The organism is Streptomyces sp. ME02-8801-2C (genome assembly GCF_033793965.1).
Classification (GTDB): Bacteria; Actinomycetota; Actinomycetes; order Streptomycetales; family Streptomycetaceae; genus Streptomyces.
The window spans coordinates 748,535-769,771 of the sequence record NZ_JARAXP010000004.1; the positions used below are offsets into that span (position 1 = coordinate 748,535).

Consider the following 21,237-nt stretch of genomic DNA (forward strand, 5'->3'; position numbering starts at 1 on the left):
GATGCCGTCGCCGAGCTGCCTAGAGCCAGCCCTGCTGGCGGGCCTCCCGTACCGCCTCCATGCGGTTGCGGGTGCGCGTCTTCCCGATGGCGGCCGAGAGGTAGTTGCGGACCGTCGACTCGGAGAGGTGGAGTCCGACGGCGATGTCGGCGACCGTGGCGCCGTCGACCGACGCGTTCAGCACCTCGCACTCCCGCACCGTGAGCGGGTTGGGCCCCGCGCTGAGCGCGGCGGCGGCGAGGGCGGGGTCGATGACGGTCTCACCGCTCAGCACGCGCCGGATCGACGCCGCCAGTTCCTCCACCGGACCGTCCTTGACGAGGAAACCGGCGGCCCCCGCCTCCATGGCCCGGCGCAGATAGCCGGGGCGGCCGAACGTGGTCAGGATCAGTACGCGGCAGTCCGGGGCCTCGTCGCGGAGCCGGGCGGCGGCGTCCAGGCCGCTGATGCCCGGCAGTTCGATGTCGAGGAGCGCCACGTCGGGGCGGTGCAGGAGGGCCGCGTCGACGATCGCGTCCCCGGCAGCGACCTGGGCGACGACCTGGATGTCCGGCTCCATCCCGAGCAGCAGGGCCAGCGCGCCGCGCATCATCTGCTGGTCCTCGGCGAGGAGGACCCTGATGGACTTCGCGGGAGGGTGATCCCGGGGCATCTCGTTCACGGCGTAAGGGTAGGGCGGAAGGGGGCGTTGAGCTGAGTGCCGGGCTCGGCGACGAGCTGGGGGGACGGTGATTCCCGCGAGCTTCTCGGCAGCGCCGCCGTCAACAGGAAGCCGCCTCCGGGTGCCGGCCCCGCCTCGACCGAGCCGCCCACCGCCGCCAGGCGTTCCGCCAGCCCCTTGAGCCCGGTGCCGCCGATTCCGGGCCGCGTGCACCCCGGGGAGCCCGAGGGCACCTGCTTCGGTCCCGTCCCGTTGTCCGCGACACACAGACGCACCCACTCGCTCGTGCCCTGCGAGCGCATGCCTTCCCCGGCCGTGCCTCGCGCCCCCGCGCCCGACCCTCGCGATCCCGGACCCAGCGGGGGCGTGCTCTCCGTGCCCGAGCTTTCCCCGGTCGTGGTTGCCGCGCTCGTGCCCACCGTGCCCGAGCTGTCGTCGGTCGTGGTCGCCGCGCCCGTGGCCTCCGCGCCTGAGCCCTTCCCGGACGTGTCTTTCGACCCCGTGCCTACTACGCCCGACCCTCGCGATCCCGGACCCAGCGGGGGCGTGCCCACCGCGCCCGAGCCCTCCCCCGTCATGGTCACCGCCCCCGAGCCCCGCGAGCGCGGACCCCGCGCGCTCGCGCCCTCCGTGCCCGATCCCCGCGCCCCTGACCCGGCCGCGCTCTCCACCGTGATCTCGCACCGTGTCGCGCCGCTGTGCCGTATGACGTTCGTGACCGCCTCTCTCACCACCCATCCCAGCAGTGCCTCCGCCGTCGGCGACAGGGGTGGGCCCGAGCGGTGGATCACCGGGGTGATGTCCGCCGCGGTCAGGACTGAGTCCGCGCGGTCCAGTTCCGAGGTCAGGCCGCCCTGGCGGTAGCCCGTCACCGCTTCGCGGATCTCCGTCAGGGCCTGGCGGCCCACCGACTCGATGTCCGTGATCTGGTGCAGGGCCGCGTCCATGTCCCGGGGCGCCAGCCGACGGGCCGCCTCCGACTTGACCACGATCACCGACAGGGTGTGGCCCAGCAGATCGTGCAGGTCGCGCGAGAAACGCAGCCGTTCCTCCTCGACCGCGCGATGCGCCAACTCCTCGCGCGCCGCCCGCAGTTCACGTACCGCCTCGGCCAGGGACAGGATCGCCGCCGTCACCATCGTCGACAGGAACGTCCCGTACGCCACGTTCAGCGCGTCCCAGCCCTCGTGTACGGCGGACACGACCCCCGCCAGTGCGGCGAGCGAGAGTCCGGTGCGGCCCAGCCACGGGCCGCGCATCACCGCGCCCGTGGCCAGTCCGAGCAGCGGGAAGAAGTACAGCCAGGTGCCGCCGTACCCGATGGCCAGCGCGCAGGTCAGCGTGCCCATGGCGACGAGCGCCACCCGCGTGGACCTGGCGGCCCGCGTCTCCTTCGTGAACGCACGGAAAGTGACGAAGATGTAGAGGGAGTTGAAGGTGAGCAGGCCCAACGCGCCGATCCAGGGCAGCGGGGTCCGGCCCTCGAGGAGGTTGGAGAAGGAGCCCAGGCCCAGCAGTAGCCAGGGCAGCAGGGCGAAACCGGTGGGCGGCGGCCCCGGGTTCTCCGGTTCCGGCACACCCGACTTCCGCGCGGCACGCCGGGCGGCCTTGTACCGCGCCATGTCCGCCCGCCAGCGCACCCGCTCGGCCCGCCACTCGTCCACCAGGCAGGCGGCCTTTCGTATCCACGACATGTGCGACAGCGTACGAAGCGGGCGGCACGCCGGGCAGATGCCGATGTACGGAGTCCGGCAGGACAAATGTCCCGGCTCGGCGTGCCGGGCGGCCCGGGGCCACCGAGCTGACGCATCGTCAGGAGTATTCACAACTCGGGACCGCTCGGCTATACAACAGGGGGCGCCGGACTGGAACGCGTTCTAGATCGGCCCGTATCGACCTCGGTACGGCCGACGGTGCGGACGGTCGTACCGAGGTCTCAGTCCCCGCATCCAGTCCCAGTTCCGCGAAACAGCCCGAGCTGTCCGCCCCGCCCGCTGATCAGGAGCCCCATGCCCATTGACGCCGCCAAGGCCGTCGCCGCCGAACCCCGGTCCGCAGAGATCGCCTGGGGACGCAAGGACGTGCAGCTCTACCACCTCGGCATCGGCGCCGGCATCCCCGCGACCGACCCCGGCGAACTCCGCTACACCCTCGAATCCCGGCTGCACGTCCTGCCCAGCTTCGCCACCGTCGCCGGCAACGACTCCCCGGACGTGATCGGCGGCCTCTCCATGCCCGGCGTCGACGTCGACCTCGCCCACGTCCTGCACGGCGGCCAGAGCATCGAACTGCACCGCCCGATCCCGGCCGAGGGCAGGGCGCGCGCCACCGGAAGCATCGCCGCCGTGTACGACAAGGGCAGCGCGGCGATCCTCGTCATGCGCACCGAAGTCGCCGACGCCGAGGGCCCGTTGTGGACGAGCGACGCGCAGATCTTCGTACGCGGAGAGGGCGGCTGGGGCGGCGACCGGGGGCCCTCGAACCGGCTCCCGGCGCCCGACGGCGATCCCGTGAAGGTCGTCGAGCGGACCGTCCGCGAGGACCAGGCGCTGCTCTACCGGCTCTCCGGCGACTGGAACCCGCTGCACGCCGACCCCGAGTTCGCCGCCCGCGCCGGGTTCGAGCGGCCCATCCTGCACGGGCTGTGCACGTACGGCATGACACTCAAGGCGGTCGTCGACACGGTCCTCGGCGGGGAAGTGGGCCGGGTCCGCGCGTACCGCACGCGCTTCGCCGGGGTCGTGTTCCCGGGCGAGACCCTGCGCATCCGGATGTGGACGCCCGGACCGGACCGCGTCCAGGTGTCGGTCACCGCCGTCGAGCGGGAGGACGCGCCCGTACTGGCGGACACCGTCGTCGAACACTCATGAACCGCACACACCACCGCACACCCGTGGGTTGAGCTTCGTACCAAGCATGTTCCTGAGGGGAGCCGCACCATGCGCGCAGCCGTACTGCACGAGATCGGGCAGGACAAGCTCGATGTCCTGGACGACGTCGAGGCCGTGGGCTTCGGCCCCGGGAAGGTGAGGATCCGGGTACGGGCCACCGGGCTGTGCCACTCGGACCTCTCCGCGATGAGCGGTGTGCTCCCGCAGCCCGCGCCCTTCGTCCCGGGCCACGAGGGCGCCGGCGAGATCCTCGAAGTGGGGGAGGGCGTAACCCACGTGAAGGCCGGTGACCGGGTCGTCGTGTGCTGGCTGCCCGCCTGCGGCGCGTGTCCCGCGTGCAAGCGCGGCCAGACCGAGCTGTGCCTGGCCGGGTTCATGAACGCGGGCACCCCCAACTTCAGGCGCCCCGGCGGGGATGTCTTCGGGATGGCCGGCACCGGCACCTTCGCCGAGGAGGTCGTCGTCGCCGCGGGCTGCGCCGTGCCCATCCCCGACGACGTGCCCTTCGACATCGCCGCCCTCATCGGCTGCGGGGTCACCACCGGACTTGGCGCCGCCCTCAACACCGCTGATGTGACTGCCGGTTCGTCGGTCGCCGTCATCGGCTGCGGCGGCGTCGGCATCTCCGCGATACAGGGCGCGCGGCTCCAGGGCGCCGCCGAGATCGTCGCCGTCGACCCGGTGCTCTCGCGCCGCGATTCCGCGCTCAAGTTCGGTGCCACCAAAGCCGTTTCACCGGACGAGCTGGCCGACGCCAAGCAACAGCTCACCGGCGGCGAGGGGTTCGACTACGTCTTCGAGGTCGTCGGCCGCTCCGCCACAGCCCGCACCGCCTACGACACCACCCGGCGCGGCGGCACCATGGTCGTCGTCGGCGCGGGCGCCATGGACGACAACCTCCAGCTCAACATGTTCGAGCTGTTCTTCGACGAGAAGCGCATCCTGCCGTCCATGTACGGCGGCGGCGACGTCCTGCGGTCCTACGAGCGCACGATCGCCCTCTGGCGCGCGGGCCGCGTCGACCTCGCGGGCCTCATCACCCACCGCGTACCGCTCGCCGGCATCAATGAGGCCCTCGAACAGATGCGTACGGGAACCGCGCTGCGTACGTGCATCGAGATCTGAGGGGCGCCGATGTCGTCACTGCCATCGTCATCGCCACTCGAGGGGCTCGCCGCGATCGTCACGGGCGCGGGGCGCGGCCTCGGCCGGGTCGAGGCACTGGAACTGGCCCGGCTCGGTGCGGCCGTCGTCGTCAACGACTACGGGCAGCCCGGCCGGGACGGCTCCGGCGAGGCGTCCGCCACCCCCGCCGAGGAGGTCGCCGCCGAGATCCGCGCGGCGGGCGGCACGGCCGTCGCGCACACCGGGGACGTGGCCGACCAGCAACAGGCCCGTGAGCTGGTCGAGTTGGCGATCGCCGAGTTCGGGAAGCTGGACGTCCTGGTCAACAACGCGGGCATCCTGCGCGACCGCATGATCTTCTCCATGACGGAGGGGGAGTGGGACGCCGTCATCCGGGTCCACCTCAAGGGCCACTTCAACACGACCCACTTCGCCGCCGCACACTGGCGGGGCCGCGCCAAGACGACCGGCGCGCCGGTGTACGGGCGGATCGTGAACACGTCCTCGGAGGCATTCCTCGCCGGTTCGGCGGGCCAGCCCAACTACGCCGCCGCGAAGGGCGGAATCGTCGGGCTGACCACCTCCACGGCCCTCGCCCTCGCCAAGTACGGCGTGACGGCGAACGCGATCTGCCCGCGCGCCCGGACCCGGATGACCGAGGACGTCTTCGGGGACTTCGAGCAGTCGGAGAACGGCCACGGCGGCCTCGACCCCCTCGCCCCCGAGCATGTCGCCCCGCTCGTCGGCTACCTGGCCTCACCAGCGGCCGGACACGTCAACGGACAGCTGCTCGTCGTCCACGGCGGGATGGTCGCCGTCGTCGAACGGCCCCGGGTGGCCGCCAAGTTCGACAGCAAGCAGGACACCTTCACCTACGACGAACTGGACGCCCTCCTCACCCCGCACTACGCGGCGCGGCCCGCCGGGGAGACGTTCGCGGCTGCGGAGGTGCTCGGCCTCAAGCACGGCTGACCCGGCGCCGACACGCAGAGCGGCCCCGCCCGTATCCAACCGGGCGGGGCCGCACAATACGTGACGTGTCGTCAGGCCCGGTTCTCGGCCTGCTCGGACGGCTTGCGGTGACGGCCGTGCGGGGTCGTCTCGTCGTTGTGGGCCGAGACGGGACCCCGGTGCCTGCCCTGGCCCCTGCTGTGGCCCGTGGCCTCGTGGGCGTCGGCGGACAGCGGCTGAATGGTGCTGGTGCTTGCGTCGTTCATCGGTAACTGTTCACCCCGTCAACATGATCCTTCTAACAGCCGGATGATCTTAACCAACCCACCCACGGGTGACACGAGCCGCACACGCCGACCGGGACTACTTCGTTACAAGCTTCGCCACTTCGTTACCCGGCTTCCCGACCTTCGTCACGAGCCGCCCCAGCGGAGCCTGCTGCAGGGGCACGGGCCGAGCCACGGCAACGGGCGCCGGAACAACCGTCTCCACCCCTGTCCCTGTTTCCGCACCCGTCCCGGCACCCTGCTCCGCGCCCGTCACCGCCCCCGACACGCAACCCGTGCCGCTTTCCCCGCCCTCCCCGGGCTCCTCGGCCCACACCCGAACCACCCCGCACGGCACCTCCCCCGTCGCGTACGGCAGTTGAAGCTCCCCGTCCCTGCTCCACAGCCCGACCCCCGCCAGCCACCCCTCCGGCGCCGGAAAGTGCCGCACCTGCCGCGCGGCCGGCCGCCACACCCCCACCCAGCTCCCCGCCGAACCCTCGATCTGAAACGCCACCCCGCAGTTCTCCGGCGTCAGCACCTGCCCCGGCTGGATCGCGAACGGCGTGAGCGCGCACCCGTCGATCCGCAGGCACTCCGGGAACCGCACCGGCAGCGTGCTGCCCAGCACCCCCCAGCCCAACCGTTCCTGCTCGCCGGGCGAGGGCGCGTCGGAGCCGATCAGCAGCAGCCCGCTGTCCGCGTCCGCGAGCAGCAGCCGGTCGTTGCTCTCCGCCGAGATCTGCAGCAGCGGCGACACCTCGCCGTCGCGCTCCAGGTCGACCACGACCGCCTTCGTGCACCCCCCGGCCTCCCGGTCCAGGGCGAGCAGCCGACCCGTGCGGTCCAACCAGACCCCGCCCGAGCAGCGGCCGGGCACCTCCGTGACGTACTCCGGCCCGAAGGCGCCGCCCGCCACCAGCCACACCGTCGTCGAACGCGGGCCCAGGGCGAGGGCGTACGCGCGGTCGCCGCCCGGAGCAGGGGGCAGCAGCCGCAGCGGGGTGCCGGGGTCGGGGCACTCGACGGCGCCGAGGGGGAGTTCGCCGGTGCCGGGGCCGGTCGGGTAAAGCAGCGCGAAGGTGTGCCGGCCGTCGATCGGACGGTGGATGAGGACGCGCCCGTCGCCCATCGGCAGCACCTGCGTACCGGGCTCCTCCGGCTGGTTGCCGGGCAGCGGCACGGCGTACGGCTCGGGTCCGTCGAGCGTCCAGCGCTCCGGGAACCAGGAGTCGCCGCGGCGCGCGAGCCGGGCCCCGTAGGCACCGTCCGCAGTGATCGCGCACTCCGCCCGCGGGTTCACCACCGCGAGTTCGATCGCACAGGCCGTCATCGATCGGTCACCTCCGGCGACGAAGGTAGTTTTCGCGCGCACGGGCGGGGGACCCGACAGCGCCCATTTCACACATAAGGGTGGCCAAGTAACGATTCGCCTGAGGAAACGGGGGCGCATGTGCTGATCGGGGCGGGACGCCAGAGGGTGTGGGCGTACCGGTTCAGGCGCCCAGACCAGCCAGGTAGCCTTGCTTCGTGCCCCGTCTGTCTGAAGTCATCGCCGCGCTCGACGCCCTCTGGCCCCCCGAGCGGGCCGAGTCGTGGGACGCGGTCGGCACGGTCGCGGGCGACCCCGACCAGGAGGTCACCCGCGTCCTGTTCGCCGTGGACCCCGTCCAGGACATCGTCGACGAGGCCGTGAAGCTGGGCGCCGATCTGCTGGTCACCCACCACCCGCTCTATCTGCGCGGGACGACCACGGTCGCGGCGGACACCTTCAAGGGCCGGGTCGTGCACACCCTCATCAAGCACGACATCGCCCTGCACGTCGCCCACACCAACGCCGACCGCGCCGACCCGGGAGTCAGCGACGCCCTCGCCGGCGCCCTCGACCTGCGCGTCGTACGACCCCTCGTACCGGACCCCTCCGACCCCGCCGGCCGACGCGGCCTCGGCCGGGTCTGCGAGCTGGACCACCCGCTGACCGTCCGCGAGTTCGCCGCCCGCGCCGCCGAACGGCTGCCCGCGACCGCGCAGGGCATCAGGGTCGCCGGCGACCCCGAGGCCCTCGTGCGCACGGTCGCCGTCAGCGGCGGCTCGGGCGACAGCCTCTTCGACGACGTACGCGCGGCCGGTGTCGACGCCTTCCTCACCGCGGACCTGCGCCACCACCCGGCATCCGAGGCCCGCGCCCACAGTGCCCACAGCACCGGCACGGGCACCCACAACCCCCTCGCGCTGCTCGACGCGGCGCACTGGGCCACCGAGTGGCCCTGGTGCGAGCTGGCCGCCGCCCAGCTCGACGAGATCTCCGACCGGAACGGATGGGGCCTGCGGGTCCATGTGTCCGCGACGGTCACCGACCCCTGGACCGCCCACGCGGCGTCCACCACCACATCTGCTGCAACATCCGAAGCACTGGGAGCCCCCAACTGAACGCCGCGCCCGCCGACCAGATCCGCCTTCTCGACGTCCAGGCCCTCGACGTCCGCCTCCAGCAGCTCGCGCACAAGCGCAAGTCGCTCCCCGAGCACGCCGAGATCGAGTCGCTGACCAAGGACCTCACGCAACTGCGCGACCTGCTGGTGGCCGCGACGACGGAGGAGAGCGACTGCGGCCGCGAGCAGACCAAGGCCGAGCAGGACGTGGACCAGGTGCGCCAGCGCGCCACCCGCGACCAGCAGCGCCTGGACTCCGGCGCCGTCAGCTCGCCCAAGGACCTGGAGAACCTCCAGCGCGAGATCGTCTCCCTCGCCAAGCGGCAGGGCGACCTGGAGGACATCGTCCTCGAGGTCATGGAGCGCCGTGAGTCCGCGCAGGAGCGGGTCGCCGAGCTGACCGAGCGGGTCGGCGCGGTCCAGGGCAAGATCGACGACGCGACCGCGCGGCGCGAGGCGGCGTACGAGTCCCTCGACGGCGAGGTGGCCACGGCGACGAAGGAGCGCGAGGTCATCGCGGGTTCGGTGCCCGAGGACCTCCTCAAGCTGTACGACAAGCTGCGCCTCCAGCAGGGTGGAGTGGGCGCCGCCCGCCTCTACCAGCGCCGCTGCGAGGGCTGCCGCCTGGAGCTGAACATCACCGAGGTCAACGAGGTGAAGGCCGCCGCCCCCGACGCCGTACTGCGCTGCGAGAACTGCCGCCGCATCCTGGTGCGTACCTCCGAGTCCGGTCTGTAAAGGTCCTTAAGGAGCAGGTGGCGTGCGGGAGTTCATGGTCGAGGCCGACGGCGGTTCCCGGGGCAACCCGGGTCCCGCGGGCTACGGTTCGGTCGTCATCGACGCGGCCACGGGCGAGACGCTGGCGGAGGCGGCCGAGTACATCGGCATCGCCACCAACAACGTCGCCGAGTACCGGGGCCTGATCGCCGGCCTGCGCGCGGCACGCGCACTCGACCCCACGGCCTCCGTCCGCGTCCGCATGGACTCCAAGCTGGTCGTCGAGCAGATGTCGGGCCGCTGGAAGATCAAGCACCCGGACATGAAGCCCCTGGCGGCCGAGGCGGCCCAGGTGTACCCGGTCGCCGGGCAGGTGACGTACGAGTGGATCCCGCGTGAGCGCAACAAGCACGCGGACCGCCTGGCAAACGAGGCGATGGACGCGGGCAAGCGCGGCGAACAGTGGTCGGCGGCGGCTTCGACGGCGGAACTTCGCACCACAGGCTCAGGCGTCCCACCTGAGGGGCGCGGGGAACTGCGCGACCAGCCCCCACCGCCCGGCACTGTGACGACGGCCGAGAAGACCGAGACGGAACTTCGCAGCGCGGGCTCAGGCGTCCCACCTGAGGGGCGCGGGGAACTGCGCGACCAGCCCCCACCGGCCGGCACTGTGACGACGGCCGAGAAGACCGAGGCGGAACTTCGCACCACAGGCTCAGGCGTCCCACCAAAGGGGCGCGGGGAACTGCGCGACCAGCCCCCACCGGCCGGCACTGTGACGACGGCCGAGAAGACCGAAGCTGACACCCGCGCCGCGCACAGGGTGGCAACCCCTCGCACAGGCTGGGCCCCCGCGGACATGGGCGCCCCCGCCACCTTCGTACTCCTCCGCCACGGCGAGACCCCCCTCACCCCCCAGAAGCGCTTCTCGGGCAGCGGCGGCACGGACCCGTCCCTCTCGGACGTGGGCCGGGACCAGGCCGAGCGCGTGGCGGCCGCCCTGGCCGCGCGCGGCACGATCGAGGCGATCATCGCCTCGCCGCTGACCCGCACCCGCCAGACCGCCGCCGCGGTCGCGACCCGGCTCGGCCTCGACGTGACCATCGACGACGGCCTGCGCGAGACGGACTTCGGCGCGTGGGAGGGCCTGACCTTCGGCGAGGTGCGCGAGCGCTACCCGGACGACATGAACGCCTGGCTGGCCTCCCCGGACGCCGAACCGACGGGCGGCGGCGAGAGCTTCGCGGCGACCGCACGCCGGATGGCCGTCACCCGCGACAAGCTGATCGCGGCCCACGCGGGCCGTACGGTCCTGCTGGTCACCCATGTGACCCCGATCAAGACCCTGGTACGCCTGGCCCTGGGCGCCCCACCGGAGTCCCTGTTCCGCATGGAGCTCTCGGCGGCCTCGCTGTCGGCGGTGGCGTACTACACGGACGGCAACGCGAGCGTACGGCTCTTCAACGACACGTCGCACCTGCGCTGAGCGCCGCCGCCTGACGGGCCAGCGTCTCGACCCGTTCCCAGTCGCGCGCGGCGATCGCATCCGCCGGAAGCATCCAACTCCCGCCCACACAACCGACGTTGGGCAGCGCGAGATACTCCGGCGCGTTCGCGGGACCGATCCCCCCGGTAGGGCAGAACCGGGCCTGGGGGAGCGGGCCGGCCAGGGACTTCAGATACGCGGTGCCACCGGCTGCCTCCGCCGGAAAGAACTTCATCTCGCTCACCCCGCGCTCGAGCAACGCGACGACTTCGGACGCGGTCGACACCCCGGGCAGAAACGGCACCCCGGACGCCCGCATGGACTCCAGCAGTACGTCCGTCCAGCCCGGGCTGACAAGAAAGCGGGCCCCGGCGGCGACGGCGTCGGACACCTGCGCCGGCGAAACGAGGGTGCCCGCACCGACCACAGCGCCCGGCACGGCATCGGCGACGGCCCGAATGGCCTCGAGCGCGACGGGCGTACGCAGAGTGACCTCGATGGCCGGCAACCCCCCGGCAACAAGCGCCCGAGCAAGCGGCACGGCGTCCCCGAGATCCTCGACAACAACCACGGGAACAACGCCCGCAAGATCAAGAACGGAGACAAGGGGCGCAGGAAGGCTCGACATGCACCTCATCCTGCCCCCGCCTTGCATTGCGCGCAAAGGCCGTTGCGCTCTCTGCAATAGGACGGTGGAACCCCCTAGGGGCGCGGGGAACTGCGCGACAAGCCACAACGGCGCAGCACCCGCCAAAAAAACAAGCACCCCCCTCCCATTGGGCGCCCGTCAATGAACCTCGTCCACCAACACATCAAGCCCCCACGCCACCCCACCCTTCCCAGGCACCGCAACCTCCACGACATACCCCAGATCCCGCAACACCTGAACCAACTCCCCGGGCCCGGAGGGCACCACCCCCGCACTCACCAGACTCCGCACAATCCGCCCCTTGGTCGCCTTGTTGAAGTGACTGACAACCTTCCGGGAAGGCGCATGCAGCACACGCACGGTAGCCGTCCTCCCGGCAATCTCCCCCTTGGGCTTCCACGCCCCCGCATAAGCGGACGACCGCAGATCGAGAACAAGCCCCTCCCCGGCCACCTCGGGCAGAACGCCCGCCATCGGCGCACGCCAGTGCGCCCCCAACGCCCCGAGCCCCGGCAGCTTCACCCCCATCGAGCACCGGTACGAGGGGATCCGGTCCGTGATCCGGACGGCACCCCACAGCCCCGAGAAGACCAGCAGCGACCGCGCGGCCCGCTTCTTCGCGGCGGCGTCGAGAGAGGCGAGGTCGAGGGCGTCGTACAGCACCCCCGTGTAGACCTGCCCGGCGGGCCGGGCCCCCGCTGTCAACAGGTTGACGTTCTTGGCGACCTCGCCCCGCAGCCCCTCACTGAGCCCGAGCACCTCACGCGCCTTGTCCTCGTCCCCGACGCACAGCTCCACGAGCTCCGTGAGCACGGCCTCACGGGCGGCGGTCAGCCCCGGCAGGGACAGCGACTCCAGCTTCAGCGGGGCGCCGCGCCCCGAAGCGGCCTTGCCTTCGGAGGGGGGCAGCAGGACGAGCACGGTGAGTTCTCCAAGCAGGTACGCGGCGTCGACTCGCGTCAGATTACGTGGTGAGGCGGGCCCACCGGATCTGTGCCTACGCTCGTTCCATGCCCCGCCGCCACATACGCGTGACCGGCGCCCCCGAAGCCCCACTCCGGGCCGCCCTCACCGCCCTGCGCACCGAACTCGGCGTCCCCGACGGCTTCCCGCCCGCCGTACTGGCCGAGGCGGACCGGGCCGCGATGGCCCCGCCCCCGCCGGCGGTCGACGCCACGGACATCCCCTTCCTCACCATCGACCCGCCCACCTCCACGGACCTCGACCAGGCGATGCACCTCTCGCGCCGCCCGGCCGGCGGTTTCCGCGTCCGGTACGCCATCGCGGACGTGGCGGCGTTCGTCGTACCCGGCGGAACGCTGGACAAGGAGACGCACCGCCGGGTCACCACCCTCTACTTCCCGGACGAGAAGACCCCGCTGCACCCGCCGGTGCTCAGCGAGGACGCGGCGAGCCTCCTCCCTGGCCGGACCCGCCCGGCCGCCCTCTGGACGATCGACCTCGACGCGGAGGGCCGTACCGTCACCGCGGACGTCCGCCGGGCCCTCGTCCGCAGCCGAGCCAAACTCGCCTACGAGGACGTACAGCGCAGGCTCGACGCCGGAACGGCGGAGGAGCCGCTCGCCCTCGTCAAGGACATCGGCGAGGCGCGGGAACGCCTCGAAGTCGAACGCGGCGGAATCTCCCTGAACGTGCCCGAGCAGGAGATCGTCGAGGACGCGCACACCTACACCCTCACGTACCGCGCACCGCTGCCCGTCGAGGGCTGGAACGCGCAGATCTCCCTCCTCACCGGCATGGTGGCGGCCGAGCTGATGCTGACGCACGGGACGGGCGTACTCCGCACCCTTCCCGCCGCCCCGGACGGCGCGGTCGGCCGTCTGCGTCGCACCGCCCAGGCCCTGCACATCGACTGGCCGCACCATGTGTCGTACGCGGCCCTGATCCGCTCCCTCGACCCGCGCCGCCCCCACCACGCGGCCTTCCTCCAGGAGTGCACGACCCTGTTGAGAGGCGCCGGCTACACGGTCTTCCGTGACGGCGACCTCCCGGACATCACGACCCACTCGGCCGTGGCCGCCCCCTACGCCCACTGCACGGCACCTCTGCGCCGCCTGGCCGACCGGTACGCCTCGGAGATCTGCCTGGCCGCCGTCGCCGAACAGCCCCCGCCCGACTGGGTGTTGGCGGCCCTGGACGCACTCCCCGGGGAGATGGCCGAGGGCGGACGACGCGCGGGCGCGGTGGAGCGCGGCTGCGTGGACATCGTCGAGGCCGCGATCCTCAAGGACCGGGTGGGGGAGGTCTTCGAGGGCTGCGTGGTGGACGTGGAGGAGCGCAGACCGACCGTCGGGACAGTGCAGTTGGAGACCCCGGCGGTGGTGGCGAGGATCGAGGGCAACGGGGTTCCGCTGCCACTGGGGGAGCGGCTGCGGGTACGGCTCACCCGGGCCGAGATGGGGGTGGCGGGGGTGCGGTTCGCTCCGGCGTGAGGGCTCGTCGAGCTACGCGGCGCGGAGGGGCCGGGTCCGAACCCCGCTCCGTCCCGTCAGGCGGAACGTTTCATCCAACCGGTCCAGCCCGCCCGACCACGCTGAACGGTCCGTGCGCTCGGGGCGGTCGGTCCGTTCGGTCCGGTCTGTCCGTTCGGTTCGTTCGCTTTGTTCGGTTCGGTCTGTTCGCAGCGCGAGGATCTCCGCACGCAGTGCTATCGCGACGAGATGTGTGCGATTTTTCGCGCACAACTTCTCCCGGATACTGCGCATATGGGAGGCCACCGTACGGGGCGAGATCGACAGCTGGTCGGACATGTCCGCGTCCGACATACCGTGGGCTGCCAGAAGGAGGATCTCCAGTTCCCGGGTGCTGAGTCGGCCGGAGCTGTCCACTGTCACTGCCATGGTGCCTGCCTTGTTCGGAGAAGGGTCAAGGAAAGGATGGTCAAGGACCAGCGGCGGATTCCGCCTGGTGCGTCGTGACTCTTCCGTGACTCCCGGGCCCCGGCCATCGGTCATTGGACCGATACCCGGAAGTAGGCATCGGCCGATCGGCGGCAAGATCCTGCCAACTCGCCCGATCTCCACGGCCGTTCGCTCCGTCGGCTCCGTCGGCTTTCCGTGGACGGCCGGATCCGCCACGTGATCCATGGCATGCTCGGCTGCGTGAGCCGTACACCCACACGCGTGTTGATCGCCGACGACCAGGACCTGGTCCGGGCCGGTTTCCGGCTCATCCTCGACGCACAGGAAGGCATCGAGGTGGTCGGAGAGGCCGCCGACGGGCTCGCGTGCGTGGAGTTGGCGCGCGCGTTGCGGCCGGACGTGTGCATGGTGGACGTCCGTATGCCGAAGCTGGACGGGCTGGAGGTGACCCGTCTGCTCGCGGGCCCCGGGGCCACACACCCGACGCGGGTCGTGGTGGTCACCAGCTTCGACCAGGACGACTACCTCAACGTGGCGCTGCGCAACGGAGCTTGCGGCTTCCTGCTGAAGGACGCCGCACCCGCGCTGCTGGTCGAGGCGGTGCGGGCGGCGGCCCGCGGTGACGCACTGGTCTCGCCCGCGGTGACGCTCCGGCTGCTGAAGCAGCTGGAGCGGGCGTCGGCGCCGGCCGACGGCGCCTGCGACCCCGAATCGTTGCTCAGCGCACGGGAGTTGGAGGTCGCTCGACTGGTGGCGGTGGGCCGTACCAATCAGGAGATCAGTGACGAGCTGTGCCTGTCGCTGTCGACCGTGAAGACACATCTGGGTCACATCCACCACAAGCTCGGCGTGCGCAACCGGGTGGAGGTCGCCGCCTGGGCCTGGGCCAACGGGGCTGTCCGGATGGGACGTTGACCGTCATTCTGTGGTGATCCTGTAGTCGATCTGTGTCCCTGCCCACAGATCCTTCCACTCGCTGTTGGACAGGCACGCGCCTGCCTAGCCTCCGGTGGTATGACAACTTCGTCACTCGCGGCACTCTCGGCTCGAGCGACCCAGCCGCACCAGGGCCCCCCTCGACCACCCGTGCGGGAGTGGCTGAACCGCCGCACCCTGTACCTGGCCCTGGGCATGCTGTGGATGGTGGACATGGGGATCATCGGGTCCCGGCAGCGTGGCCCCCTCGACTGGCTGCCGCTCGTGACCGGCCCACTCGCCCTGGCGCTGCTGACCGTGCCGGAAGCGCGCCTGAGTACCGAGTTACGGGCAGGAATCTCCGCGGCCGGATCGACGGCGGTGACGCTGGGCACCTGCCTCATGGGCTGGGCCATGCCCGAATGGGGGCTGCTGGAGACGGCCTGCATGCTGGTCCTGGTCGCCCGCGTCTGCCACGACGTCGACCGCCCCGGCATCGCCCTCGCGCTGGCGGCCGCGATGGGGGTCAGCATCATCGACGAACCCCTGCGCACCGGGGGCACCGGAATCACCCTGACCTATCCCTTCCTGCTGACGTTCGCCGTCGGCGGGGCGGTCGGAACCGGCTGTTACCTGCGTACCCTGGCCGCCCGGCGCAGGCGCACGATCGCCGCCGTACGGCTCGCCGAGCGGGTGCAACTCGCCCGGGAACTGCATGACTTCGTCGCTCACCATGTGACGGGCATCATCGCGCAGGCGCATGCCGCCGGGGTGATCCACGCGAGTGCGCCCCAGCAGATCGGCCCCATCCTGACCAACATCGCCGAGGCCGGGCAGCGGACCATGGACTCCATGCGCCGGCTGGTTCGCGTACTGCGTGAGGAAGGCGAGCAGACCACCTTCGAGCAGACCACCGTCGAGGTGCCGGAGGAGCCGTACGCCGAACTCGTCAAACTCGTCTCGGCGTTCAGCGGCCAGGGCGACGGATCCACCGCCCAGCTCGAGATCACCCGCGCCGCCCGCAGAAGCGGTCTGCTGCCCGAGGTGGGTTCCGCGGTCCACCGAGTGGTACAGGAGGCGCTGACCAACGTACGACGGCATGCGCCGGGCGCCCAGGCGACCGTACGCGTCCACCGCACCGGACACGACCTGCTCCGGGTCGATGTCCACAACACCGGCTCCCAGCTCCGGAGTTCCCTTCCCACGGGAGGCGACGGCGGTTACGGCCTGATCGGTCTGCGTGAACGCGCGGAGGCGGTCGGCGGCTCCCTGACCGCGGGCTCCGCCGACGACGGCGGCTGGTGGCTCATCGCCCATTTCCCGCTGGTCGAGCAGGCCGCTGTCCAGAGCGTGGAACGCCCCGCCGCGGCGGTTCCGTCGCCCCGCCCGCCACAACCCGGACGCCACGCCAAGCGCAATGCCCGTAAGGAGCCCGAGCCGGAGATGAACTGGGACGCGGTGTAGGCGACCTGGCGCGCGAGTTAGGCAATTCTACGAATGCGCCGGACCGTGGCGGCCCCTAATGTCGGAGACCCAAAGGTGCCGGGACGGCCTTCTCACGTTCCGCAGAGTGGTGAAACGGCCCGGGCCGGGCCCTGTCGAGGGCCCGGCCCAGCCATTCTCGAAGAAACGGGAGGAGGGCCCATGAGCACGGCCGTCGTGGTGGGCAGTGGCCCCAACGGGCTCGCCGCCGCCGCGTACCTCGCCCGGGAAGGCGTGGAGGTCACCGTGCTGGAGGCCGCCGACACCATCGGCGGCGGCACCCGCACCAGCGAACTGACCCCGGGACTCCTGCACGACCACTGCTCCGCCACCCACCCCATGGCCGTCGGCTCCCCGTTCCTGCGCGGCCTCGACCTCGGCCGCCACGGCCTCAGCTGGTGCCTGCCGGACATCGACTGCGTGCACCCGCTGGACTCCGGCGATGCCGGGGTCCTGCACCGGTCGGTGGCGGCGACGGCCGACGGTCTCGGCGGTGTCGACGCACGCAGATGGCGGCAGGTGTTCGGGCCGCTCGCCGGCGGCTACGACGAGCTCGCCGAGGACCTCATGCGGCCCCTCGCCCATCTGCCGCGCCATCCTCTGCGCCTGGCCCGGTTCGGGCCGCAGGCACTGCTGCCCACCGCCGTAGTGGCCCGGCTGTGGCGGTCGGAGACCACCCGCGCGCTCTTCGCCGGCGTGGCCGCGCACGCGTTCCGCCCGTTCAACCGGCCGGCGAGTGCCGCGGTCGGGCTGACCATCATCGCCGCCGGCCACCGCCACGGCTGGCCCGTGGCCGCGGGCGGTTCCCGGGCGATCAGCGACGCGCTGGCGGCGCTGATCATGGAGCTCGGCGGCCGGATCGAGACCGGGGTCCGGGTGCGCTCCCAGGCCGACCTGCCCCCCGCCGACGTGGTCCTCTTCGACCTCGCGCCGCGCGCGGTCGCCGACATCCTGGGCGACCGGCTGCCCGCGCGGGTGGCCCGGGCGTACCGGCGGTACCGCCACGGACCCGGCGCCTTCAAGGTCGACTTCGCCGTCCAGGACGGTGTGCCCTGGAGGAACGAGGCGGCCCGCCGGGCCGGCACCGTCCACCTCGGGGGGAACTACGAGGAGGTCGCCGCCGCCGAGCGGGCCATCCACGCGGGCCGCATGCCGCAGCGGCCCTTCGTGCTCGTGGGCCAGCAGTACCTGGCCGACCCGCGGCGCTCGAACGGCGACGTCCACCCCGTCTGGACGTACGCGCACGTTCCGCACGGCTACGACGGCGACGCCACGGAGGCGGTCGTCGCGCAGATCGAACGCTTCGCCCCCGGATTCCGCGAACGTGTCCTGGACATGGCCGTCCGCTCACCAGGCGGCTTCGAGGAGTACAACCCGAACTACGTCGGCGGTGACGTCGTCGCCGGCGCGAACACCGCCCTCCAGCTCGTGCTGCGCCCCCGCGCCGCACTCGACCCGTACAGCACCGGTGTGCCGGGCATGTACATCTGCTCCGCGGCCACACCACCAGGAGCGGGCGCCCACGGCATGTGCGGCGCGAACGCGGCGGCGTCGGCGCTGCGCCGAATTCGATAACCTCCTTCCCGAAAGGCCCGGACCGCATGGTCCGGGCCTTTCGGGTGCGCCGTCCGCACCGTGTGAAATCCGTGTGAAGCCCGTCACTCCGAAATTCGTCAATTTTCTGGATGTGAGGCCCTGGGGGCGCCCGTAGTGTTCTTTCTCGAAGGGCACGGAAAAAGATTCTCCGAAGCCCTCTAAACGAAAGGGAAAGCGAATGAGCAGCATTGCGAAGGCGATGGACCGTATGGACCTCCCCGTGGAGGGTGTCATCCTCGCGTCCGCTCGTCCCACTCTCGGTACCCCGCGCATCGGCCGGATCAACGGTGCCAACGCCCTCAACGCGCTCGCCGCCCTGGGGGACCTGGCTCAGGTCGCCGGCGGTGTCGGCCAGGTGGTCGGTGCGGCCAGCGCGGTGGAGGCCAACAACGCCGCGGTGGACGCCAACAACGCCGTCGCGAACGCCGCGAACGCGCAGGCCGCGGCCGTCGGTGGCACCGTCTGATCGATTCGAAGCGCATGAAAAAACTGCCGGGCCAGAGGTGTGTTCTGGCCCGGCAGTGTGCCCTGAGGCAAATAAATCGCAGCAAGAGGCTACCACGAAAGAGGGGCCCGTGAAATTCAGCGGAAAAATTCCTCCCGTCATTCCGGGAAGGATCACCTCTGCGGTGTTCGGACCGGCTCCGGTCGGCAGGGATCGCGCCATCGGCATGTCCGAGCGGCTGGCTGCGGTGTCCAGCCTGCAGTCCTCCCTGGAGTACCTGACCCAGCGCAAGGACATCGAGAAGGGCGGCATGAACGACTGGGAGGTCGCCCGGCAGTACCTGGCCGGCGCCGGCCCCCTGACCCGCCGTCTGGTCGACAGCGTCAGCGGGGTGCGGACCACGACCGCCCTGCACGTCGCCCGCTCCGCCGTGGCCCTCGGCATGCTGCTGCCCGGCGACTCCCGCTGGCGGGGCGCAGGCAACGTCTTCCTCGGCACCTCGTCCGCCCTGCTCTCCCCGCGCCACCACTACGGCGGCGACGGCTCCGACCAGGTGGCGACGCTGGTGCAGCTGGCCACCGGCGCGGCCCGCCTGGTGCCGTCACCGGCGGCCAAGGACGCGCTGGTCTGGTATGCCGCCCTCCAGGCCAACATGGCCTACGCGATCTCCGGCTGGGTCAAGCTCTTCGGCCAACCCTGGCGCGACGCCACCGCACTCGGCGGCGTGATGCGCACCCGTACGTACGGGCACGAGGGCATGCACCGGTGGACCGAGGAACACCCGAAGACCGCCAAGCTGCTCACGCACAGCGTGCTGGCCCTGGAGTGCTCCTTCCCGCTCGTCTACGCCGGGGGCGGCCGACTGACCCGCTCCATGATCACAAGCGCCGCCGCGTTCCACGTCGCCAACGGCTACTTCATGGGTCTCAGCAGGTTCGTGACCGCCTTCCCCGCGTTCCACCCCCTGGTCGCCTACACCGCCGCCCCCCGGACCCACCCCACCGTCGCCGGCCGCGACGACCGTGCGCTGACCGCCGCGGCCGTCGCGCTCGCGGGCGGCACCCTCGCCGCCGCCGCCACCGCCGTGCGACGCCGCCTGCGTACCACCGAGGGCTGGCACACCTCCCGCACGCTGACCACCCGGAGCAAGAACCGGCTCCAGTACGAGGAGTACTCGCCGGGCGATCCCCAGCAGCCGGTCGTCGTGCTGGTGAACGGGCTGCTGTCGACCAGCGAGCACTACGCGTGGATCGCCGAACGCCTGTGCTACGAAACCCGGTACGGGGTCATCACCTACGCCCGCGCCGGATACGCCGGCAGCCACCGCCACGCCACGACGGGCTTCCGGCTGTCGGAGTCCGTCCAGGATCTCGTCGACCTCGTGAACGGCGCCGTCGCCCCGAACCGCAAGGTGATCCTCGTCGGCCACTCCATCGGGGGCGAGCTCGCCCGACGGGCCGCCCGTCACCTGGGCGACCGGCTCCAGGGCATCGTCTACCTGGACTCCTCCCACCCCGGCCAGTTCGCCAGTGGACTGGGCGCGAGCGAGAAGGGCCTGGCCGGCAACCTCTCGACCGTCGGCCGGGCGCTGCGGCTGGGCACCGGCATCCTCCTCAACCGCCCGGTGTGGATCGGTGAACTGCCGTACGCCTACCGGAAGAAGGTCTTCGCGCAGTACGCGGACGCCCGTATGTGGGAGGCCGCCCGCCGCGAATGGAAGGCGATCCGGGCGGACTTCAGGTCCTTCACCGGCGCGCTCGCCCGTATCGAGGGCGTACCCGCGCTCGTCGTCTCCGCCCAGCGGACCGTGGACCGCAATCCCGAACAGCTGCTGCTCCACAGGGAACTCGCCGAGGCCCACACCGGCGCGCGCACCGAGACCGTGGTCATCGAGGGCGCCACCCACGAGACCATGCTGATCACCAGCCGCTACGCCAACCAGGTCACCGACCGCGTCATCGCGTTCTTCGACAACCTGGGCTCCAGTTCCCCCACCACCCCGGCCGCGTCCTCCCCGCACTCCGCCCGCCCCTCCCGCCCCGCCGGCCGGAAGGAGACCGTCCGATGACATCCCTGCCACGTACGCGGCTGAAGAACGCCCTCACCGGAGAGGGCGCACCCTGGCGGATCGCCGGAGCCGCGGTGCTCCTGCTGACCTTCGCCGGCCAGCATCCCCACCACGACTTCTCCCGGGTCCGGACCCGGGACCACTTCTCGCTCCTGCCGAACTGGCGGTTCTTCGCACCGCATCCGGCCATGTTCGACTACCACTTCCTGTACCGCACGGTGAGCGACGACGGCTCGGCCTCCACCTGGCGCGACGCCAGCGGCATCGTCGACCGCAAGCCCATGCACCTGGTCTGGTTCCCGACGCGCCGCGCAGACAAGTCCGTCTTCGACGCGTGCCAGGAGATCCTGCCGCGCCTCGAAGCCGGCTTCGCGGCCGCCGCGCACACCCCCGGCTACCGCCTGATCACCGAGCACGTACGCACCCGTATCGCGGCTGAGGACACACCGGCCGACGAGGTCAGGGGCTTCCAGTTCGCCCTGGCCTCCGGCACCGGCTACGACCTGCGCCAGGGCCCCCGGCTGATGTTCGTCTCCCCGTTCGTCCCGCTCGACCCGCACGCGCCTAGCACCCCGCTCACCGCGTCCACCCCGCGCACAGAGTCCCCCACGAGCTCCGCGTCCGGCCCCGCCACCCCTCCCGCCTCCGCCCGGTCCGAAGCGAGGGCCTGA

General features: G+C 71.7%; 19 protein-coding genes and 1 pseudogene. 13 read left to right on the forward strand and 7 right to left on the reverse strand.

Going from position 1 to position 21,237, the window contains the following annotated elements:
- Positions 1 to 19: 19 nt before the first annotated feature.
- Together PV396_RS16550 and PV396_RS16555 are read right to left on the reverse strand one after the other, a co-directional pair.
- The gene (locus PV396_RS16550) at positions 20 to 652 is read right to left on the reverse strand and encodes a response regulator transcription factor (protein WP_319205571.1); all 633 of its coding nucleotides are present in this window, start codon (positions 650 to 652) and stop codon (positions 20 to 22) included.
- A 371-nt stretch (positions 653 to 1,023) separates the two neighbouring features.
- Positions 1,024 to 2,355 (reverse strand): annotated as a pseudogene (locus PV396_RS16555) (sensor histidine kinase); the annotation flags it as partial.
- 315 nt (positions 2,356 to 2,670) lie between these two features.
- Between PV396_RS16555 and PV396_RS16560 the strand changes: the two are divergent.
- The 3 genes from PV396_RS16560 to PV396_RS16570 all read left to right on the forward strand — a co-directional run bounded on the left by PV396_RS16560 (position 2,671) and on the right by PV396_RS16570 (position 5,649).
- Positions 2,671 to 3,531, forward strand: a complete 861-nt coding sequence (locus PV396_RS16560; protein ID WP_319205249.1) for a MaoC/PaaZ C-terminal domain-containing protein — start codon at positions 2,671 to 2,673, stop codon at positions 3,529 to 3,531.
- A 69-nt stretch (positions 3,532 to 3,600) separates the two neighbouring features.
- The gene (locus PV396_RS16565; protein ID WP_319205251.1) at positions 3,601 to 4,677 is read left to right on the forward strand and encodes a Zn-dependent alcohol dehydrogenase; all 1,077 of its coding nucleotides are present in this window, start codon (positions 3,601 to 3,603) and stop codon (positions 4,675 to 4,677) included.
- A 9-nt stretch (positions 4,678 to 4,686) separates the two neighbouring features.
- Complete coding sequence (locus tag PV396_RS16570; protein ID WP_319205253.1) at positions 4,687 to 5,649, forward strand: 3-oxoacyl-ACP reductase; 963 nt, start codon at positions 4,687 to 4,689, stop codon at positions 5,647 to 5,649.
- A 71-nt stretch (positions 5,650 to 5,720) separates the two neighbouring features.
- Here the strand turns inward: PV396_RS16570 and PV396_RS16575 are convergent, their stop codons facing one another.
- Positions 5,721 to 5,894 carry a hypothetical protein gene (locus PV396_RS16575; protein ID WP_319205255.1) on the reverse strand — a complete coding sequence of 58 codons (174 nt, stop codon included), beginning with the start codon at positions 5,892 to 5,894 and terminating at the stop codon, positions 5,721 to 5,723.
- Positions 5,895 to 5,991: 97 nt separating this feature from the next.
- Positions 5,992 to 7,227 carry a hypothetical protein gene (locus PV396_RS16580; protein ID WP_319205257.1) on the reverse strand — a complete coding sequence of 412 codons (1,236 nt, stop codon included), beginning with the start codon at positions 7,225 to 7,227 and terminating at the stop codon, positions 5,992 to 5,994.
- A 197-nt stretch (positions 7,228 to 7,424) separates the two neighbouring features.
- On the opposite strand from PV396_RS16580, the gene PV396_RS16585 reads away from it, so the two are divergent.
- From PV396_RS16585 to PV396_RS16595, 3 genes are read left to right on the forward strand one after another with little or no spacing between them, the layout of a single operon-like run.
- Positions 7,425 to 8,324 carry a Nif3-like dinuclear metal center hexameric protein gene (locus PV396_RS16585; protein WP_319205259.1) on the forward strand — a complete coding sequence of 300 codons (900 nt, stop codon included), beginning with the start codon at positions 7,425 to 7,427 and terminating at the stop codon, positions 8,322 to 8,324.
- Positions 8,321 to 9,064, forward strand: a complete 744-nt coding sequence (locus PV396_RS16590) for a zinc ribbon domain-containing protein (RefSeq protein ID WP_319205573.1) — start codon at positions 8,321 to 8,323, stop codon at positions 9,062 to 9,064. Before PV396_RS16585 ends, PV396_RS16590 begins: the two co-directional genes overlap by 4 nt.
- Positions 9,065 to 9,086: 22 nt before the next feature.
- Complete coding sequence (locus PV396_RS16595; RefSeq protein ID WP_319205261.1) at positions 9,087 to 10,529, forward strand: bifunctional RNase H/acid phosphatase; 1,443 nt, start codon at positions 9,087 to 9,089, stop codon at positions 10,527 to 10,529.
- Here PV396_RS16595 and eda read toward each other — a convergent pair.
- Together eda and yaaA are read right to left on the reverse strand one after the other, a co-directional pair.
- The gene (eda, locus tag PV396_RS16600; protein ID WP_416071409.1) at positions 10,504 to 11,166 is read right to left on the reverse strand and encodes a bifunctional 4-hydroxy-2-oxoglutarate aldolase/2-dehydro-3-deoxy-phosphogluconate aldolase; all 663 of its coding nucleotides are present in this window, start codon (positions 11,164 to 11,166) and stop codon (positions 10,504 to 10,506) included. The genes PV396_RS16595 and eda overlap by 26 nt on opposite strands.
- A 150-nt stretch (positions 11,167 to 11,316) precedes the next feature.
- The gene (gene yaaA, locus PV396_RS16605; RefSeq protein ID WP_319205265.1) at positions 11,317 to 12,099 is read right to left on the reverse strand and encodes a peroxide stress protein YaaA; all 783 of its coding nucleotides are present in this window, start codon (positions 12,097 to 12,099) and stop codon (positions 11,317 to 11,319) included.
- Between the two features lie 89 nt (positions 12,100 to 12,188).
- Between yaaA and PV396_RS16610 the strand changes: the two genes are divergently transcribed.
- Positions 12,189 to 13,631 carry an RNB domain-containing ribonuclease gene (locus PV396_RS16610; RefSeq protein ID WP_319205267.1) on the forward strand — a complete coding sequence of 481 codons (1,443 nt, stop codon included), beginning with the start codon at positions 12,189 to 12,191 and terminating at the stop codon, positions 13,629 to 13,631.
- 12 nt (positions 13,632 to 13,643) lie between these two features.
- Here PV396_RS16610 and PV396_RS16615 read toward each other — a convergent pair whose 3' ends face one another.
- A complete protein-coding gene (locus PV396_RS16615) occupies positions 13,644 to 14,285 on the reverse strand; it encodes a helix-turn-helix transcriptional regulator (protein WP_319205269.1) in 642 nt (213 codons plus the stop codon).
- 3 nt (positions 14,286 to 14,288) lie between these two features.
- On the opposite strand from PV396_RS16615, the gene PV396_RS16620 reads away from it, so the two are divergent.
- The 6 genes from PV396_RS16620 (at position 14,289) to PV396_RS16645 (ending at position 21,237) form a co-directional block, all read left to right on the forward strand.
- Entirely contained in the window at positions 14,289 to 14,975 is a 687-nt protein-coding gene (locus PV396_RS16620; protein ID WP_319205575.1) for a response regulator transcription factor, read from the forward strand.
- Positions 14,976 to 15,074: 99 nt separating this feature from the next.
- Positions 15,075 to 16,439, forward strand: coding sequence for a sensor histidine kinase (locus tag PV396_RS16625; protein WP_319205271.1), 1,365 nt, complete (start codon positions 15,075 to 15,077; stop codon positions 16,437 to 16,439).
- A 180-nt stretch (positions 16,440 to 16,619) separates the two neighbouring features.
- Entirely contained in the window at positions 16,620 to 18,032 is a 1,413-nt protein-coding gene (locus tag PV396_RS16630; protein WP_319205273.1) for an NAD(P)/FAD-dependent oxidoreductase, read from the forward strand.
- A 199-nt stretch (positions 18,033 to 18,231) separates the two neighbouring features.
- Positions 18,232 to 18,519 carry a hypothetical protein gene (locus PV396_RS16635; protein WP_319205275.1) on the forward strand — a complete coding sequence of 96 codons (288 nt, stop codon included), beginning with the start codon at positions 18,232 to 18,234 and terminating at the stop codon, positions 18,517 to 18,519.
- Between the two features lie 205 nt (positions 18,520 to 18,724).
- A complete protein-coding gene (locus PV396_RS16640; protein ID WP_319205277.1) occupies positions 18,725 to 20,566 on the forward strand; it encodes an alpha/beta fold hydrolase in 1,842 nt (613 codons plus the stop codon).
- Positions 20,563 to 21,237: a hypothetical protein gene (locus PV396_RS16645; RefSeq protein WP_319205279.1), complete on the forward strand. Its 675-nt coding sequence runs from the start codon at positions 20,563 to 20,565 to the stop codon at positions 21,235 to 21,237. Before PV396_RS16640 ends, PV396_RS16645 begins: the two co-directional genes overlap by 4 nt.

What these genes read in the sequence shown, in the direction of transcription:
- PV396_RS16550 (WP_319205571.1), bottom strand. Translation starts at nt 652, where the DNA reads ATGCCCCGGGATCACCCTCCCGCGAAGTCCATCAGGGTCCTCCTCGCC.
- PV396_RS16560 (WP_319205249.1), top strand. Translation starts at nt 2,671, where the DNA reads ATGCCCATTGACGCCGCCAAGGCCGTCGCCGCCGAACCCCGGTCCGCA.
- PV396_RS16565 (WP_319205251.1), top strand. Translation starts at nt 3,601, where the DNA reads ATGCGCGCAGCCGTACTGCACGAGATCGGGCAGGACAAGCTCGATGTC.
- PV396_RS16570 (WP_319205253.1), top strand. Translation starts at nt 4,687, where the DNA reads ATGTCGTCACTGCCATCGTCATCGCCACTCGAGGGGCTCGCCGCGATC.
- PV396_RS16575 (WP_319205255.1), bottom strand. Translation starts at nt 5,894, where the DNA reads ATGAACGACGCAAGCACCAGCACCATTCAGCCGCTGTCCGCCGACGCC.
- PV396_RS16580 (WP_319205257.1), bottom strand. Translation starts at nt 7,227, where the DNA reads ATGACGGCCTGTGCGATCGAACTCGCGGTGGTGAACCCGCGGGCGGAG.
- eda (WP_416071409.1), bottom strand. Translation starts at nt 11,166, where the DNA reads ATGAGGTGCATGTCGAGCCTTCCTGCGCCCCTTGTCTCCGTTCTTGAT.
- PV396_RS16610 (WP_319205267.1), top strand. Translation starts at nt 12,189, where the DNA reads ATGCCCCGCCGCCACATACGCGTGACCGGCGCCCCCGAAGCCCCACTC.
- PV396_RS16615 (WP_319205269.1), bottom strand. Translation starts at nt 14,285, where the DNA reads ATGGATCACGTGGCGGATCCGGCCGTCCACGGAAAGCCGACGGAGCCG.
- PV396_RS16620 (WP_319205575.1), top strand. Translation starts at nt 14,289, where the DNA reads ATGCTCGGCTGCGTGAGCCGTACACCCACACGCGTGTTGATCGCCGAC.
- PV396_RS16625 (WP_319205271.1), top strand. Translation starts at nt 15,075, where the DNA reads ATGACAACTTCGTCACTCGCGGCACTCTCGGCTCGAGCGACCCAGCCG.
- PV396_RS16630 (WP_319205273.1), top strand. Translation starts at nt 16,620, where the DNA reads ATGAGCACGGCCGTCGTGGTGGGCAGTGGCCCCAACGGGCTCGCCGCC.
- PV396_RS16635 (WP_319205275.1), top strand. Translation starts at nt 18,232, where the DNA reads ATGAGCAGCATTGCGAAGGCGATGGACCGTATGGACCTCCCCGTGGAG.
- PV396_RS16640 (WP_319205277.1), top strand. Translation starts at nt 18,725, where the DNA reads ATGTCCGAGCGGCTGGCTGCGGTGTCCAGCCTGCAGTCCTCCCTGGAG.
- PV396_RS16645 (WP_319205279.1), top strand. Translation starts at nt 20,563, where the DNA reads ATGACATCCCTGCCACGTACGCGGCTGAAGAACGCCCTCACCGGAGAG.